Below are 15,532 nucleotides of genomic sequence, written 5' to 3' on the forward strand. Positions count from 1 at the left end.
ACCAGAACCGAACATCGGCGATGCACGGCGAGTGTGGGAGAACCCCCTGCCGGTGTCAAGAGGTCGACACGCCCGCTCCACGTCTCTTCCAGCCTGTCGGACAGCCGTTTTCGCACGACACGGGCGATGTGAGCGCTCACAAACTCACCGGCGCGGGCTCCGGGTTGTCGAAGGTCGGCCGACAACCACGATGTGCGAAGTTGTTGACAACTGCGCGGATCCGTCCCCACACTGTCGGCCATGCGCCCGTGGCCCGCCGATCGCGTCGCCTTCGGCGGCGACTACAACCCCGAGCAGTGGCCCCGTGCGACCTGGCACGACGACATGCGCCTCATGCGCGAGGCCGGAGTCAGCTTCGTGACCCTCGGCGTCTTCTCCTGGTCCTGGCTCGAGCCGACCAAGGGCGAGTACGAGTTCGGCTGGCTAGACGAGGTGATGGACCTGTTGGCGGACAACGGGATTGCCGTCGACCTCGCCACGGCCACCGCCACCCCACCGCCATGGCTGACGACCGCGTACCCCGAGGTGCTCCCGGTCGACCGCGACGGGCACACCCTGTGGCCCGGCAGCCGGCAGTCGTGGTGCCCGTCGTCACGGCTGTACCGCGACCTCGCGCTGGGCCTGACGGACCGGATCGCCTCGAGGTACCACGACCACCCGGCCCTGGCCATGTGGCACGTCTCGAACGAGTACGCCTGCCACAACCTGCCCTGCTACTGCGACACCTGCGCCGCGGAGTTCCGGCTCTGGCTGCAGCGACGGTACGACGGGCTCGACGAGCTCAACGAGGCGTGGGGGACGGCGTTCTGGAGCCAGCGGTACGCGGAGTGGGACGAGATCCTGCCGCCGCGACGCTCGACCACCATCAGCAACCCGACCCAGGTCCTGGACTTCTCGCGGTTCGGCTCCGACGTCCTCCTCGACTTCTTCCTCGCCGAGAAGGAGGTCATCCGCCGGCACTCCGCGGCGGTCCCGGTCACGACCAACTTCATGACGCTCAGCCAGTTCCGGCACCTCGACTACCACCGCTGGGCACCGCACCAGGACGTCGTCAGCACCGACCACTACGTCGTGGACGCGCTCGAGCACCCCCGGGCGGAGCTCGCCTTCGCGGCAGACCTCACCCGCGGCCTGGCCGGAGGGGAGCCGTGGATGCTGATGGAGCACTCGACGAGCGCCGTCAACTGGCAGCCGGTGAACCCGGCCAAGCGGCCCGGGGAGACCCTCCTCGACTCGCTCAGCCACGTCTCGCGCGGCGCGGACGCCCTGGGCTTCTTCCAGTGGCGGCAGTCCCGCGCCGGGTCCGAGAAGTTCCACTCCGCGCTCGTCCCGCACGTCGGCGAGGACAGCGACCGGTTCCGCGAGGCCTGCGAGCTCGGCGCCGTGGCCGGTCGTCTCGGCGAGCTCGTCGGCTCGCGCGTGGAGGCGGACGTCGCCATCGTCTTCGACTACGAGGCGCAGTGGGCGGTCGCCGGTCCGGCCATGCCCTCGGCGGAGGTCGACTACGTCACCGTCGCCCACACGGTCCACCGCCTCCTGCGCGACCGCGGGATCACCTGTGACGTCGTCCACCCCGACGCCGACCTCACTCGCTACCGCGCCCTGGTCGTCCCGACGCTGTACGTCGTCAGCGACGCGGCGGCGGAGGCCGTCGGAGCCGCCGCGCTCGGAGGGGCCGAGGTCCTCGTGACGTACTTCTCCGGGATATCCACGCCCGACGACCACGTCCGCCTCGGTGGGTACCCGGGGGCGTTCCGCGACCTCCTCGGGGTCAGGGTCGAGGAGCTCGCGCCCCTGCGCACCGGTGAGGAGGTCGCCATCGAGGGGTCCCTCGCCGACGGCGGCGGCCGCGGACGGGTCTGGAGCGAGGACGCTCGCGTCACCGGTGACGACGTGGAGGTCCTGCTGACCTACGCCGACGGTCCCCTGACCGGTCGCGTGGCCGCCGGCCGGCGACGCGTGGGCGACGGCGCGGCGTGGTACCTGGGCACGCTGCCCGACGACGCCACGTTCGGCGCCCTGCTCGACGACCTCGTCGACCGCGCGGGAGTGGAACCGGTGGCGGTCGTCCCCCCCGGTGTCGACGTCGTCCGCAGGCGGGGCGCCGCCGGCTCGTGGCTCTTCGTCGTCAACCACACCGATGAGCCGTGCGTCGTCGACGTCACGGGGCACGACCTGGTCTCCGGGGACCCCGTGGGTCCCGCGACCACCGTGCCCGCCCGCCGGGCCGCCGTCATCCGGGAGTCCTGACCGTGCTCGCCACCCAACGCCGCTCCGCGATCCTGGCGATCGTCAACGAGTTCGGTGGCGCGCGCGTCTCCGAGCTCGTCGACCAGCTCGGCGTCTCGGACATGACGGTCCGCCGCGACATCGAGCGCCTCGACGGGGAGGGGCTGCTCGAGCGGGTCCATGGCGGCGCGCTCGCCGTGGTGCCCCGGGCCACCGACGAGCCCGGGTTCGGCGCCAAGTCCGCCCTGATGACGGCGGAGAAGCACGCCATCGCCCTCGCCGCCGCACGGATGGTGCGTCCCGGGTCCACCATCGGCATCTCCGCCGGCACGACGACGTACGAGCTCGCCCGCGCCATCCGCGACGTGCCGCACCTCACCGTCGTCACGAACTCCGTCCCCGTCGCCCAGCTGCTCCACGACGTCGAGGGCGCCGCGCACGTCGTCGTCCTCACCGGAGGCGTCCGGACCCCCTCGGACGCCCTGGTCGGCCCGGTCGCCGTCACCGCGCTGGCCGGCCTGCACGTCGACCGCCTCTTCCTCGGCGCCCACGGCATCGACCGCGACGCCGGTCTGACGACCCCCAACCTCGTCGAGGCCGAGACGAACCGCGCCCTCGTCCGCTCCGCCCGGTCCGTCTGCGTCCTGGCCGACCACAGCAAGGTCGGCCTGGTGGGGCTGTCCACCTTCATGGGCCTGAACCAGGTCGACACCCTCATCACGGACTCGGGCATCTCCCCGCGCGCTCGAGCCGTCCTCGAGGAGCAGGTGGAACAGCTGGTGCTCGCCGAGCCTGCGGTGGCCCCTGCGGCACGGCGGCAATCGGGCGACTCCGACCCCTCACCGGTGGGCACCGGAGACTGACGTCGGGCCACGTCGAAGGACCGTGCGCGGCACCGGCGTTTGAGCGGTGGATCCGGGGGTACAGCCCACAGATCGCACACCGGTCATCGAGGGAGCTGTCATGGTGGAGTCAACCCGTCCGGGTACCAGGACGAGGTGGGGCCGCCACGCGCTCGCCCTCACGGCGCTCATGGTGTCCTCTGCCGGCCTTGCCGGTGTCGCCGCCGCGGCTCCTGCCGCACAGCCTCCCCGTCCGGTGACGACGACCTACGAGAACCCTCTCGCGCCGACCGTCCCCGGCGACGGCACCGTCGACAGCTGCGCCGACCCCATGGTCATCCAGGGCCAGGACGACGAGCGGATCGACGGCAAGCAGGTCTGGTACCTGTACTGCACGACGGACCCGCTCAACGACGACGACGTCGACGCACAGGGCGACCCTGTCTTCCACCGCATCCCGATGAGCGTCTCCACCGACCTCGTCACATGGACCTACGTCGGCGACGCGTTCCCCCTCGACGGCGGCGATCTCCCCGCGTGGATAGACCCGACCGCGGCCTTCTGGGCGCCCGAGGTCGCCTACTCCAGCACGACCGACCGGTACTACCTGTTCACCACGGTCACCGAGACGACCGCCGCCGGGGGCGGCTCGGACAGCTGCCGTGGTGACGGGGCGATCGGGGTCGCCGTCGGCGAGACCGCCACCGGGCTGTGGGAGTGGGCTGACGAACCCGTTGTCGCTCCCCGCCTCGACCCCAACGGTGGCGAGTGCTCCTACCTGTGGACCTTCGACCCGGACGTGCTCGGCGACACCGTCACCGACGAGGCGTTGCTGTACTACGGCTCCTACTACGGAGGCCTCTTCGCCACCCCCATGGACCTGACGGGTGACGGCGCGACCGCCCGTACCGCGAGCTCGGCAGACGACACCCGCATCGCCATCGGCAACCGCTACGAGGGCGCCAACGTGGTGTTCAAGGACGGCTACTACTACGTGTTCGCCTCGGCGACGAACTGCTGCAACGGCGCCCTGACCGGCTACAGCGTCTTCGTGGGGCGCTCCACCAGCCCCCTCGGCCCCTTCGTCGACAGGGAGGGCAACTCCTTCCTCGACGCGAACGTCGGCGGCACGCCCTTCCTCACGATGAACGGCAACCGCTGGGTCGGTACCGGCCACAACTCGGTGTTCGTCGACGAGGGCGGCCAGTGGTGGACGGCGTACCACGCGGTCGACCAGCGGGACCCGTTCTACGCGTTCGCCACCGGCTTCACGAAGCGACCCGCGCTGATCGACCCCGTCGACTGGGTCGACGGCTGGCCCGTCGTCAACGGGGGCGCCGGTGCGTCCGACACCCGGATGCCTGCCCCGGCCGCCCAGGAGGGCGAGCGGAGCCGCTACCGCGCCACCGTCGTGCACCCCCACACGACCGGGCGCCTCGTGGACGCCGACGACTTCGACGGCCGCACCCTCGACGCCGACTGGTCGTGGGCACAGGCTCGCACCGGCGACGCCTCCGTCTCCGGCGGCCTGTTGCGCTGGGAGGTCGAGCACGCCGACCTCTACGTCGACAGCGACACCGCCTCGGTGCTCGTGCGCGACGCCCCGCGGGGCGACTACGTCGTGGAGACCACGGTGCGCCTCAGCGGTCTCCCCGACGAGGGCTGCTGCTTCAACTACGCGCAGGCCGGCCTCGTCGTGTACGCCGACGACGACAACTTCGTGAAGCTGACGAGCGCCTCCATCTGGGAGACCCGTCAGACCGAGTTCGCCAAGGAGCTGAGCCCCGCCCCCGAGGGCTGGAGCCGCTACGGCAACACGGTCGTCGGTCCTCCCGGGGACGACTGGACCCACCTGCGCATCGTCGTCGAGCGCCTCACCGGCGCCGACCGGCGGGAGGCCGGCGGGGACACCGAGCGGTACACCGCCTACACCAGCCAGGACGGCACCACGTGGGTGCGCGGCGGGGCCTGGACCCACAGCCTGGGGGCCGACGCGGTCATCGGGCTGGTCTCCATGGGAGCGACGGACCAGGTGACCTCGCCGATCACGGCCGAGTTCGACGACGTCCGGGTGTACGCCGTCACCGGCGGCGCACGACGCTAGCGCGCGTCGGTGAGCCCCTCGGCCGGGGTAGTCGTGCCACCCTCCCCGGCCGGGGACGAGCTGCCGCGGACCACGAGGTGGTGCGGCACGATGATGCTGCTGCCCTCGGCAGTCTCCGGCGCGTCGAGCCGGAGCAGGAGCCGGTCGAGGGCGAGATCGGCCAGGACGCGCAGGTCGGGTGCGACGGAGGTGAGGTCCGGCTCGGTGTGCCGACCTTCGTCGATGTCGTCGAAACCCACGACGGCGACGTCGTCGGGGACGCAGCGTCCGTGTCGGCGCAGTGCTTCGATCGCGCCGAGGGCGAGCAGGTCGTTGAAGCAGAACAGCGCGTCGACGTCGGTGCCCGCGTCGACGAGCGACTGCACCGCCTGGGCTCCGCTCGCCCGCGAGAAGTGGTCGGTGGCGACCTCGAGCTCGTCGTCGAGTCCGATGCCCGCGGCCGTGAGCGCCTGGCGGTACCCCGCGAGCCGGAGCTCGGCAGTGGCCGCCGTCGACCCGCGCTTGGCCCCGACGGCGGCGATGCGCCGGCGACCCCCCGCGACGAGGTGGGCCACGGCCTCGGCGGAGGCCGTGACGTTGTCGACCGCGACGCGGTCACGCTGGCTCGCCATCAGGTGCTCACCGAGCAGAACGAGGGGGACGGCGGGCGCCGCCTCGTCGAGGGCCGCCTGGGTCACCGAGATCGGCGAGAAGACGAGCGCATCGACGATGGTGGGGCGGCGACCCAGCAGAACGTCGGTCTCGCGCACCGGATCACCGGCTGTCTGCTCGACGAGCACGGAGACCCCGCGTGCGGCCGCGGCGTCGATGACGGCCCCGGCGAGCGCGGAGAAGTAGGGGTCGCTGAGATGTGGCACCGCCAGCCCCACGAGGCCGCTGCGCCCGGTCCGCAGCGAACGCGCAGACATGTTCGGGACGTAGCCGAGAGCGGCGATCGAGGACTGCACGCGCTCGCGCATCGACGGGCTGACCGCCGGGTGCCCGTGGACGACGTTCGACACGGTCTTCACCGAGACGCCCGCGAGCTCCGCCACGTCCCGCAGCCGTACCGCCATCGTCGCTCCCTCCATCGTGATCGAAATGCATCGTCTCACACGGGTTACAACGTTGTTCCAACGTTGTATAAAGGGATCCTTCGCAGTCACCACATCGTCGTGGGAGGCCCCGTGCCACAGGTCAGAATCGTGTTGGACCCCTCGTTCACCGTGGGCGAGGTCGACCGGCGCCTCTTCGGGTCCTTCGTCGAGCACATGGGCCGTTGCGTGTACACCGGCATCCACGAGCCCGGTCACGCGAGCGCCGACGAGAACGGCTTCCGGGGTGACGTCACCGCCCTCACCCGTGAGGCTGGCGTCAGCGTCGTGCGCTACCCGGGGGGCAACTTCGTCTCGGGGTACCGGTGGGAGGACGGCGTCGGACCGGTCGAGGACCGTCCCACCCGCCTCGACCTCGCGTGGCGCAGCCTCGAGCCCAACACCGTGGGGCTCAACGAGTTCGCGACCTGGGCCGGCGGCGCAGGGGTCGAACCCATGCTCGCGGTGAACCTCGGCACGCGTGGGGTCCAGGAGGCCTGCGACCTGCTGGAGTACGCCAACCACCCCGGCGGGACGGCCCTGTCGGACCTGCGAGCCAGCCACGGCCACCGCGATCCGCACGGCGTGCGGCTGTGGTGCCTGGGCAACGAGCTGGACGGACCGTGGCAGACCGGGCACAAGACGGCCCACGAGTACGGGCGCCTGGCCCTCGAGACGGCGAAGGCCATGCGCCAGGTCGACCCCACCGTCGAGCTCGTCGCCTGCGGCAGCTCCAACAGCGCGATGCCCACCTTCGGCGCCTGGGAGGCGACCGTCCTGGACCACGCCTACGACGCGGTCGACTACATCAGCCTGCATGCCTACCACGAGGAGCGCAACGGGGACCTCGCGAGCTTCCTCGCCTCCCCCGTCGACATGGACCACTTCATCCGGTCGGTCATCGCCACGGCCGACCACGTGCAGGCCAAGCGCCGGAGCCGCCGACGGGTGAACCTGTCCTTCGACGAGTGGAACGTCTGGTACCAGCGGGACTTCGTCGGCCACACCGAGCTCGAGCTGGAGCAGGCACCCCACCTCATCGAGGACACCTTCACCCTGGCCGATGCCGTCGCCGTGGGCGGCTTCCTCATGACCTTCCTGCGGCACGCCGACCGGGTGAAGATCGCCTGCCAAGCCCAGCTCGTCAACGTCATCGGCCTCATCAGAACCGAGGCCGGCGGCCCCGCCTGGCGGCAGACGATCTTCCACCCCTTCGCCCAGACCGCCCGTCTGGCCCGCGGCACCTCCCTTCGCGTCGAGCCCCGTGGCGCCACCCACGAGACCGCGGTCCACGGCGAGGTCGACAGCGTCGACGCCGCGGCCACCTGGGACGAGGAGACCGGGGCGCTGGCCCTCTTCCTCGTCAACCGGCACCCCACCGAGACCGTCACCGTCACCACCGACCTCCGCGGCTTCCCCGATGCGCAGGTGAGCGAGTGCCTGCGCCTGCACGACGAGGACCCGCGCCGCGCGAACACGATCCACGAGCCAGACGCCGTGAGCCCCCGAGCTGACCCCACCCCGCGCGTGGAGAGGGGGTGTCTCGAGCTACGGCTACCCCCGGTGTCCTGGACCGCCCTCGCCCTCACCGTCCCGTCCGCCACGCCCGTGGCGTGACCGCACCACCAGATCCGCCCCGAGCGCACCCGCGTTCGACGTCGAAGGAGTACCTGTCATGACCGACCAGCCCACCCCCCGCGATCTCTCCCGACGCATGCTGCTCGGGTCGTTCGGTGCCGTCGGCGCCGGCGCCGCCCTCGCCGCCTGTTCCGGCACGAGCACCCCTCCCGGGGCCGCTCCCTCGAGCGGTGCCTTCGGCCAGGGGGCGACCTACAGCGGCCCCAAGGTCTCGCTCGCCTTCTGGAACGGCTTCACCGGTGGTGACGGGCCGTTCATGAAGAAGATGGTCGACGAGTTCAACAAGGCCAACCCGAACGTCACCGTGTCGATGAACACCCTCCAGTGGGGCGACTACTACCCCAAGGTCCCCACAGCGGTGGCTTCCGGCTCCGGCCCGGACGTCGGCATCATGCACATCGACCAGCTCGCGACGAACGCCGCCCGTCGCGTCATCATCCCCCTCGACGAGATCGCCTCAGGCCTCGAGCTCACGGAGGGCGACTTCGCTCCCGTCGTGTGGAATGCCGGGGTCTACAAGGACCAGCGCTACGGCATCCCCCTCGACATCCACCCCCTCGGCTTCTACGGCAACACCGCGCAGCTGACGAAGGCCGGAGTCGACGGGCTCCCCACCGACCGTGCCGGTTTCGAGGCGGCTGTCAAGGCCCTGCAGGACAAGGGCGGCGTCAAGACGCCGTTCTGGGTGACCGCCACCTGGCCGGCGCACCTGATGTTCACCTCCCTCATCCACCAGTTCGGCGGCGGCATCTACGACGAGGAGGGGGCCAAGGCCACCTTCAACTCGGAGGCGGGGGTCGAGGCGCTCGAGTGGCTGCGCGGCTTCACCCAGAGCGGGGCCAGCCCGAAGAACGTGTCGAACGACGCCCAGGCCGTGGCCTTCCGCCAGCAGCGCAACTCCCTCACGTGGGACGGCATCTGGATGATGAACGAGTGGGAGAAGGTCCAGGGCCTCGAGTGGGCGGCCAGCGCCATCCCGACGATCGGTGACAGGCCCGCGGTCTGGGCGAGCTCGCACAACTTCGTCGTGACGACCCAGGCGACGAAGGACCCGAACAAGCTCGCCGCGTCCCGCGCCTTCATCTCCTACATCTCCGAGCGGTCCATCGACTGGGCGAAGTCCGGCCAGGTCCCGGCCCGCAAGAGCGTGCGCGAGTCGGCGGACTTCACGGCCCTCAAGGTGCAGTCGACCCTCGCCGAGCAGCTCCCGAACGTCGTGTTCCCCCCGTCGGTGCCCGGCATCGGTGACGTCACGAGCCCGACCTACGAAACCGCGGTCAACGAGGTCATCCTGGGCAAGAAGCCCTCGAAGGCGGCGCTCGACGAGGCCGCGAAGAAGGCCGACAAGCTGCTCGCCGACAACCGGTCGAAGTACCAGGCCTGAGCCATGGCCACCCTGACCCCCGCACCGGTCACCGCCCCGCCGCAGCAGAAGCGGCTGGGCGGTGGCCGGGCACGGAACGGTGACCCGGCGGTCATGCGGACCGGCCTCGGGACGGCCCTGCTGTTCGTCGGGCCCTACCTCGTGCTCTTCGGCATCTTCGTCCTCGGGCCCATCGTGTACGGACTGTGGATCAGCCTCCACCAGTGGGACTTCCTCCTTCCCGGCAAACCGTTCGTCGGGCTGAAGAACTACACCGACCTCCTCACCGGCGGGTCGACGACCTCGGAGCCCTTCTGGTCCTCGATGCGGGCCACCGCGATGTTCACCGTGCTCAGCGTCCCGCTGCTCATGGTGCTCCCCCTCGCGCTCGCGGTCGCCCTCAACAAGAAGTTCTGGGGCCGCAACGCGGTGCGTGCGATCTTCTTCGCGCCGTTCGTCCTCGGTGTGGCCGTCATCGGTCTGCTCTGGCGCTACCTGCTCGACCCCAACGTCGGCGTCGTCAACTACTACCTCGACCTCGTCGGCATGGACCGGATCCCGTTCACCACGGCCACGCCCTGGGTCTGGCTCGCGCTCGTCGTCCCCACGATCTGGTGGACGGCGGGCTACAACATGGTCATCTTCCTCGCCGGCCTGCAGGACATCTCGGCCGAGCTCTACGAGGCGGCCGAGCTCGACGGGGCCAACGCGTGGCAGCGGTTCCGCCATGTGACGCTTCCCGGGCTGCGACCCGTGCTCGTCTTCGTCCTGACGATCACCATCCTCGCGTCGGCCAACGTCTTCGGACAGCCCTACCTCATCACCCAGGGCCAACCGGGCGAGGAGACCCGCACGGTGATCATGCAGATCGGTGAGGAGGGCCTGCGCCGGTTCAACATGGGCAGCGCCTCCGCGATGAGCACCGTGCTGACTGTCGCGCTGCTCGCCATCAGCCTGCTGAGCCTGTCGTTCCTGCGGGAGCGCCAGCCGAAGGAGAAGACCCGATGAGCGCCGACACGACCACCCGCCCGGCGCGCACCGAGGCACCGGAATTCACCCGTAGGTCACGGGTGCCCTGGCGAGCGCTCTTCCTCGCTCTCCTCGCCCTGCTCTTCCTCGCGCCACTGCTGTGGATGGCGACGACCTCGCTGAAGTCCACGGCGGAGGTGTCCCGGGAGGACCTGTCGTTCCTGCCCCAGACGCCGTCCACCGAGGGGTACCAGAAGATCCTGGACGCCCCCCAGACCCCGGTGGCGCAGTGGTTCCTCAACTCCATGATCGCCGCGACGGGCCAGACGCTGCTCGTCCTCGTCGTGGCGACGATGGCCGCGTACGCGCTTGCACGGTTGTCGTTCCCGGGGAAGCGCCTGCTGACCGGGCTGGTGCTCGCCACCCTGTTCGTGCCGCCGATCTCGCTCCTCATCCCCAACTACGTCATCGTCTCGCAGCTCGGCTGGCTCGACAGCCTCGCCGCAGTCATCGTCCCGGGCGCCGCAGGAGCGTTCGGCGTGTTCTTCCTGCGGCAGTTCTTCCTGTCGCTGCCCATCGAGCTCGAGGAGGCGGCGATGCTCGACGGTGCCGGCCGGTTCAAGACCTTCCTCACCGTCGTCGTCCCCCTCTCGCGGCCCGCGCTGGCGACGCTGGCCCTGCTGACGTTCCTCGCGAACTGGAACGACTTCCTCTGGCCGTTGTACGTGCTGTTCAGCCCCGAGCGGCTCACCATCCAGCCGGGGTTGTCGACCCTGCAGAGCGCGTACACGACCGACTACGCGACGATCCTCGCCGGAGGGGCGATCGCCAGCATCCCCGTCCTGCTGCTCTTCCTCATCAGCCAGCGTTTCGTCATCGAGGGCATCGCCCGCGGTGGACTCAAGGGCTGACCAGACTCGTCCGGCCGCCCGACATGAGGGCGGGCGGCCGGACGTCCACCCGACCCAGGAGCCAGACCGTGCCCATCGACCCACCCGTCTCCCCCGGGCCACCAGCCCAGGCTCTCCCTCGCGACCGGCAGGCCACCGCTCCACCGCTGTGGGACGGCTACTGCGCAGACCCCTTCGTCCTGCACGCACAGGACGGCCGGTACGTCATGTACGGCACGACCCCGGTGCCGCTTCCGGAGGGCCGCGCGTTCCAGGTCCTCGTCAGCGACGACCTCGAGACCTGGCGGGACGTCGGCGGGGCGCTCGCCGTCGCCGACGACGCGCCGGCCGACACGGAGTACTGGGCGCCCGAGGTCGCCCACGCCCACGGCACGTACTGGATGTACTACTCCACGGGGATCGGGGACGCGGGCCACCGCCTGCGGGTCGCCACGGCGAGCGACCCCACCGGACCGTTCGAGGACGTGGGTGCGGTCCTGACCCCGGACCTCCCGTTCGCCATCGACCCCTCGCCGTACCAGGATCCCTCGGGCGACTGGTGGCTCTTCTACGCCACCGACCTCGTCGAGGGGGCTCGCCCCGGCACGGTCCTCGCCGTCCAGCGCCTTCTCGACATGACCCACCTGGAGGGGGCTCCCACGGTCATCCTGCGCGCGACCGCCGACTGGCAACGGTACGAGGCCGACCGCCACATGTACGGCGGCGTCCACGACTGGCACACCCTCGAGGGGCCGGCCGTCCTCGACGACGGCGACGGCGGCTGCGTCCTGCTGTACTCCGGCGGCAACTGGCAGACACCGGGATACGGTGTCGCGGTCGCGACGGCGGGCTCCCCCCAAGGCCCCTGGCACGAGGACGTCTCCCGAGGACCGCTCGTGACGAGCGCGAGCACCGGGCTCGTCGGGCCGGGTCACTGCAGCGTTCTCGTCGACGACGACGGCACCCGGCACCTCTTCCTCCACGCGTGGGATCCCTCGGTGCAGCGCCGTCGCCCCCATCGGATGGACCTTCTCGTGCAGGACGGCAGCGTTCGTGTGCAGGACCCGAACGCGGACGGGCGCGCCGCGCGGCGGCCGGCGGAACCCACCGAGGGCGGCTGCTAGACCTCGACCCACCCAGCGCCCGCGACGACGTCGCCCACCGGGCCGTCGACCGTGTCGCCGAGCACCGTCGACGCCACCCAGTCCGCGGCGGTCCCGTCGAACTCGCGATGGTGTCGCAGCATGGCGTGCGTCCCGCCGCGCACGGTCACGAAGCCGACGTCTGCCGTGCGACCGAAACGCCGGGCCGCGCTCACCGCCGGCCCGATCGGGGCGATCCGGTCGCGGTCACCGTGCACGAACAGGACGTGACGACCCGGCGCCGAAGGCACGCGCTCACTGGGGTGGAGCCAAGCCGCCAGCGCCACCACGGAGGTGACCTGGGGATCGCCGGCCGAGAGCAGGCCGGCACGCCCGCCAAGGGAGTGGCCGACCAGCGCGACCGGCAGCCGGTTTCCGAACCGCTCACCGACCTGGCCGAGCGCCCACCGGACGTCGTCGACCGGCGTGCGCTGCGCATCCCATCCGCGTGCGGAGTTCAGCAGCCGGAGGACCGCCAGTCGGCCCCGACCGACCTGGGCCAGCCGATGCGCGACCGGCACCATCCGCAGGACCGACAGCTGGGCCGGGCTCACCGCCGTCGAGGCGCTGCGCCCCGCGCCACCGTGCAGGACGATCGCGGCCCCGTGGGGACGAGCCGGGACGTGGGCGTCGATCAGCCGGGCGGTCATGCCCCCGACATACCCCGCCACGCGGCCGTTCAAGAGCCTCCGCGACCTCGGGACACTGCGACGCGCAGTTCCGTGGGCCACAGAGGGCGTCAGGCGGTGGACGACACGTGGAGCGGGACGCCGTCGGTCGAGGGGGGTGGGCCGAGCCGTCTGCGGAGGGCGGGCACCTCGTCCGGTGGGACGGGGCGGCTGAAGAGGTACCCCTGGAACTCGTCGCACCCGTGAGCGCGGAGGTAGGCGGCCTGCTCCACCGTCTCGACGCCCTCGGCGACGACCGTGAGCCCCACGCTGTGCGACAGCGAGATGATGGAGGCGAGCAACGGGGCGCCCGTCGGCTCACCGTCGTCGATCTCCGCGATGAAGGACCGGTCGAGCTTGAGCCGGTCGACGTTGAGCTCCCGCAGCCTGCTCAACGAGGACCGGCCGGTTCCGAAGTCGTCGATGGAGAACTGCACGCCGTGCCGGACCAACGGGCCGATGATCTGCATGACGCTCTCGTCGGCGGCGAGGACGTTCTCGGTGATCTCGAGGTGGAGCGCGTCGGGCGCGAGCCCGGTGTCGGCGAGCACGCGAAGGACGTCGTCGGCGAAGGTCGGGCGCATCAGCTCCTGGTGCGAGATGTTGACCGCGACGACGAGGTCGGGCCACTCCTCGCGCCACTGCACCAGCTGACGGCACGCGGTCCGGAGGACGAACGTGCCGACCTCGACGATGAGCCCGGTCCGTTCCGCCGCGGGCAGGAACTCCGCCGGCGCGAGGACTCCGCGCACCGGGTGCCGCCATCGCACCAGCGCCTCCACGGCCACGGCCTCCTGCGTCACCGCGTCGACGATGGGTTGGTAGTGGACCGCGAGCTGGCCACTCGCCAGCGCGCCGCGGAACTCGGCGTCCTCGTCGCGACGCTGCGTCGCCTCGAGGTACATCGAGGGGTGGAACTCGCGGGCCTGGTCCCTCCCGGCGTTCTTGGCGGCGTACATCGCGAGGTCGGCGTCGCGCAGCATCTCGTCGAGGCCGGCCCCAGCACCCGAGGCGATCCCGATGCTGCCCCGAACGGCCACGGCGACGCCGTCGACGTGGAAGGGCTCCCGCAGCCGCGCCAGGACACGCTCGGCCGTCACCGCCGCCTTGGCGGGACCGGTGTCCGGCAGCAACAGCGCGAACTCGTCGCCGCCCAGCCGGACCACCGTGTCGACCGTGCGCACGCACCGTCCGAGCCGGTCCCCGACCTCCAGCAGCAGCGCGTCACCGGCAGTGTGCCCCAGCGTGTCGTTGACCTCCTTGAACCCGTCCAGGTCCAGCAACAGCAAGGACGTGTCCGACACCGCGTCCCCGGCGGCTCCCACGGCCCCCGCGCGCCGGCGCAGGAGGGCGCGGTTGCCCAGCCCGGTGACCGAGTCGTGGAACGCCAGCCGTTCGAGCTGCGCCGCCTGGCTCTCCAGGAGGGTGTGCTGGCCGCGGAGCTGGGCCACCACGGCATCGAGCTCGACCGCGAGGGCGCGCTCCCGCTGGAGGTCACGTGCCAGCACCGAGGTGCGGTACATCACCAGGCTCACGGCGAGCAGGGCCGCGCCGAGGAGGAACAGGCTGCGCTCGCGGTCGGCGTAGGACATCACCACGGTGAGGAGCGCGGCCGCGAGGAGCACTCCCTGGCGTGCGCTCCTGGTCAGCCGTGACGTGTCGGCCACCGGCTGTGCGTCACCCGCGAGGAATCCCACGACGTTCGGGTGCGACACCATCGCGGCGAGGAAGACCGCCGACACCATCCACGTCACGGACAGCCCTCCGCTGTACTGGAAGGACCCGTTCGCGCTCTGCAGCCCGTAGGCCGTGTCCCCGATGATCTCGGCACCGACCCAGGCGAGCATCAGCACGCCCGGCGCCGAGTTCCGCACGTCGTTCCCGATGGCCAGACGCGCCGTCAGGACGAACAACAGCAGGGTGAACCCGGGGTAGACGATCGCGACGACCGTCGAGGGCGACGAGACGCCCGACGCCAGGTTCGGCTGGACCACCGTGACCCAGAGGACGGCGAACATCGACGCGCTCACCACGAACGCGTCCGTGAGGGCGACCCGCCGTCCGGCAGGGCGGTGTCGAGCGCGCGCTCGCAGCACGAGGAAGAGGAACAGCGCATAGGTGGCGTAGACGGCGAAGTAGAGGGCGTCCACGAACGACGGGAAGGGCAGGGCACGTCCGGAGAGGACCGGGACCGGGTACCAGAAGACGCAGGTGACCAGGTACCCCACCTGGGCCGCGAGCAGCACCCACAGGAGCCTGCCGGCGCCGGAGCCCACCCTCAGGGTGCGCCAAACGACCACCGACGCGGCCATGACCTGGGGGACGAAGAACAGGGCGATCCGCCAGACGCTCTCCTGCGGGACGAACAGGTAGCAGGCCACCGCCACGGCTCCCACGGCGAGCATGCCGTGCCACAGGCGCAGCCCTCCCCGGTCCATTGGTCCAGTACAACAGCGCGCGAGCGGCCCCGCTCGGCCAGCGAGTCGTCCGAACGGCCCGTCCCCGCCGAACGAACGACGGAGGGTCTCGTGGGACCACCGTCCGGAGCCGAGGCACCGGCTCCGTCGGGAAGCACGGCCCGGACGGGCCCGCGGGGTCGACTCAGGGGTTCCGC

The 15,532-nt window shown here is 71.2% G+C and carries 11 protein-coding genes; 8 read left to right on the plus strand and 3 right to left on the minus strand.

Annotation, left to right across the window (positions count from 1 at the left end):
• The first annotated feature begins 240 nt into the window (after positions 1-240).
• The 3 genes from ACFWN3_RS07615 to ACFWN3_RS07625 all read left to right on the plus strand — a co-directional run bounded on the left by ACFWN3_RS07615 (position 241) and on the right by ACFWN3_RS07625 (position 5,175).
• Entirely contained in the window at positions 241-2,250 is a 2,010-nt protein-coding gene (locus ACFWN3_RS07615) for a beta-galactosidase (RefSeq protein ID WP_377644929.1), read from the plus strand.
• 2 nt (positions 2,251-2,252) lie between these two features.
• Positions 2,253-3,092 (plus strand): DeoR/GlpR family DNA-binding transcription regulator, encoded by an 840-nt coding sequence (locus ACFWN3_RS07620; RefSeq protein ID WP_377644931.1) that lies wholly within the window; start codon positions 2,253-2,255, stop codon positions 3,090-3,092.
• A gap of 235 nt (positions 3,093-3,327) precedes the next feature.
• The gene (locus ACFWN3_RS07625; RefSeq protein WP_377644934.1) at positions 3,328-5,175 is read left to right on the plus strand and encodes a family 43 glycosylhydrolase; all 1,848 of its coding nucleotides are present in this window, start codon (positions 3,328-3,330) and stop codon (positions 5,173-5,175) included.
• Here the strand turns inward: ACFWN3_RS07625 and ACFWN3_RS07630 are convergent.
• Positions 5,172-6,245, minus strand: a complete 1,074-nt coding sequence (locus tag ACFWN3_RS07630; protein WP_377644936.1) for a LacI family DNA-binding transcriptional regulator — start codon at positions 6,243-6,245, stop codon at positions 5,172-5,174. The two genes, ACFWN3_RS07625 and ACFWN3_RS07630, sit on opposite strands and share 4 nt — an antisense overlap.
• Before the next feature lie 114 nt (positions 6,246-6,359).
• On the opposite strand from ACFWN3_RS07630, the gene ACFWN3_RS07635 reads away from it, so the two are divergent.
• The 5 genes from ACFWN3_RS07635 to ACFWN3_RS07655 all read left to right on the plus strand — a co-directional run bounded on the left by ACFWN3_RS07635 (position 6,360) and on the right by ACFWN3_RS07655 (position 12,232).
• Positions 6,360-7,865: an alpha-N-arabinofuranosidase gene (locus ACFWN3_RS07635; RefSeq protein WP_377644938.1), complete on the plus strand. Its 1,506-nt coding sequence runs from the start codon at positions 6,360-6,362 to the stop codon at positions 7,863-7,865.
• 58 nt (positions 7,866-7,923) lie between these two features.
• Positions 7,924-9,270 carry an ABC transporter substrate-binding protein gene (locus ACFWN3_RS07640; protein WP_377644939.1) on the plus strand — a complete coding sequence of 449 codons (1,347 nt, stop codon included), beginning with the start codon at positions 7,924-7,926 and terminating at the stop codon, positions 9,268-9,270.
• A 3-nt stretch (positions 9,271-9,273) separates the two neighbouring features.
• A complete protein-coding gene (locus tag ACFWN3_RS07645) occupies positions 9,274-10,257 on the plus strand; it encodes a carbohydrate ABC transporter permease (RefSeq protein WP_377644941.1) in 984 nt (327 codons plus the stop codon).
• Positions 10,254-11,129 carry a carbohydrate ABC transporter permease gene (locus tag ACFWN3_RS07650; RefSeq protein ID WP_377644942.1) on the plus strand — a complete coding sequence of 292 codons (876 nt, stop codon included), beginning with the start codon at positions 10,254-10,256 and terminating at the stop codon, positions 11,127-11,129. Before ACFWN3_RS07645 ends, ACFWN3_RS07650 begins: the two co-directional genes overlap by 4 nt.
• A 68-nt stretch (positions 11,130-11,197) precedes the next feature.
• Complete coding sequence (locus ACFWN3_RS07655) at positions 11,198-12,232, plus strand: glycoside hydrolase family 43 protein (protein ID WP_377644944.1); 1,035 nt, start codon at positions 11,198-11,200, stop codon at positions 12,230-12,232.
• Here ACFWN3_RS07655 and ACFWN3_RS07660 read toward each other — a convergent pair.
• Both ACFWN3_RS07660 and ACFWN3_RS07665 read right to left on the minus strand, forming a co-directional pair.
• Entirely contained in the window at positions 12,229-12,933 is a 705-nt protein-coding gene (locus ACFWN3_RS07660) for an alpha/beta hydrolase (protein WP_377644945.1), read from the minus strand. The two genes, ACFWN3_RS07655 and ACFWN3_RS07660, sit on opposite strands and share 4 nt — an antisense overlap.
• 56 nt (positions 12,934-12,989) lie before the next feature.
• On the minus strand, positions 12,990-15,356 hold the full coding sequence (locus ACFWN3_RS07665) for a putative bifunctional diguanylate cyclase/phosphodiesterase (protein ID WP_377644946.1): 2,367 nt from the start codon (positions 15,354-15,356) through the stop codon (positions 12,990-12,992).
• Between the last annotated feature and the right edge of the window lie 176 nt (positions 15,357-15,532).

The organism is Oryzobacter terrae (assembly GCF_042756445.1).
Classification (GTDB): domain Bacteria; phylum Actinomycetota; class Actinomycetes; order Actinomycetales; family Dermatophilaceae; genus Oryzobacter; species Oryzobacter terrae.

Bases quoted from the DNA above. Each gene is read 5' to 3' on its own strand.
- ACFWN3_RS07665 (WP_377644946.1), bottom strand. From the start codon at position 15,356: ATGGACCGGGGAGGGCTGCGCCTGTGGCACGGCATGCTCGCCGTGGGA.
- ACFWN3_RS07640 (WP_377644939.1), top strand. From the start codon at position 7,924: ATGACCGACCAGCCCACCCCCCGCGATCTCTCCCGACGCATGCTGCTC.
- ACFWN3_RS07650 (WP_377644942.1), top strand. From the start codon at position 10,254: ATGAGCGCCGACACGACCACCCGCCCGGCGCGCACCGAGGCACCGGAA.
- ACFWN3_RS07645 (WP_377644941.1), top strand. From the start codon at position 9,274: ATGGCCACCCTGACCCCCGCACCGGTCACCGCCCCGCCGCAGCAGAAG.
- ACFWN3_RS07615 (WP_377644929.1), top strand. From the start codon at position 241: ATGCGCCCGTGGCCCGCCGATCGCGTCGCCTTCGGCGGCGACTACAAC.
- ACFWN3_RS07630 (WP_377644936.1), bottom strand. From the start codon at position 6,245: ATGGAGGGAGCGACGATGGCGGTACGGCTGCGGGACGTGGCGGAGCTC.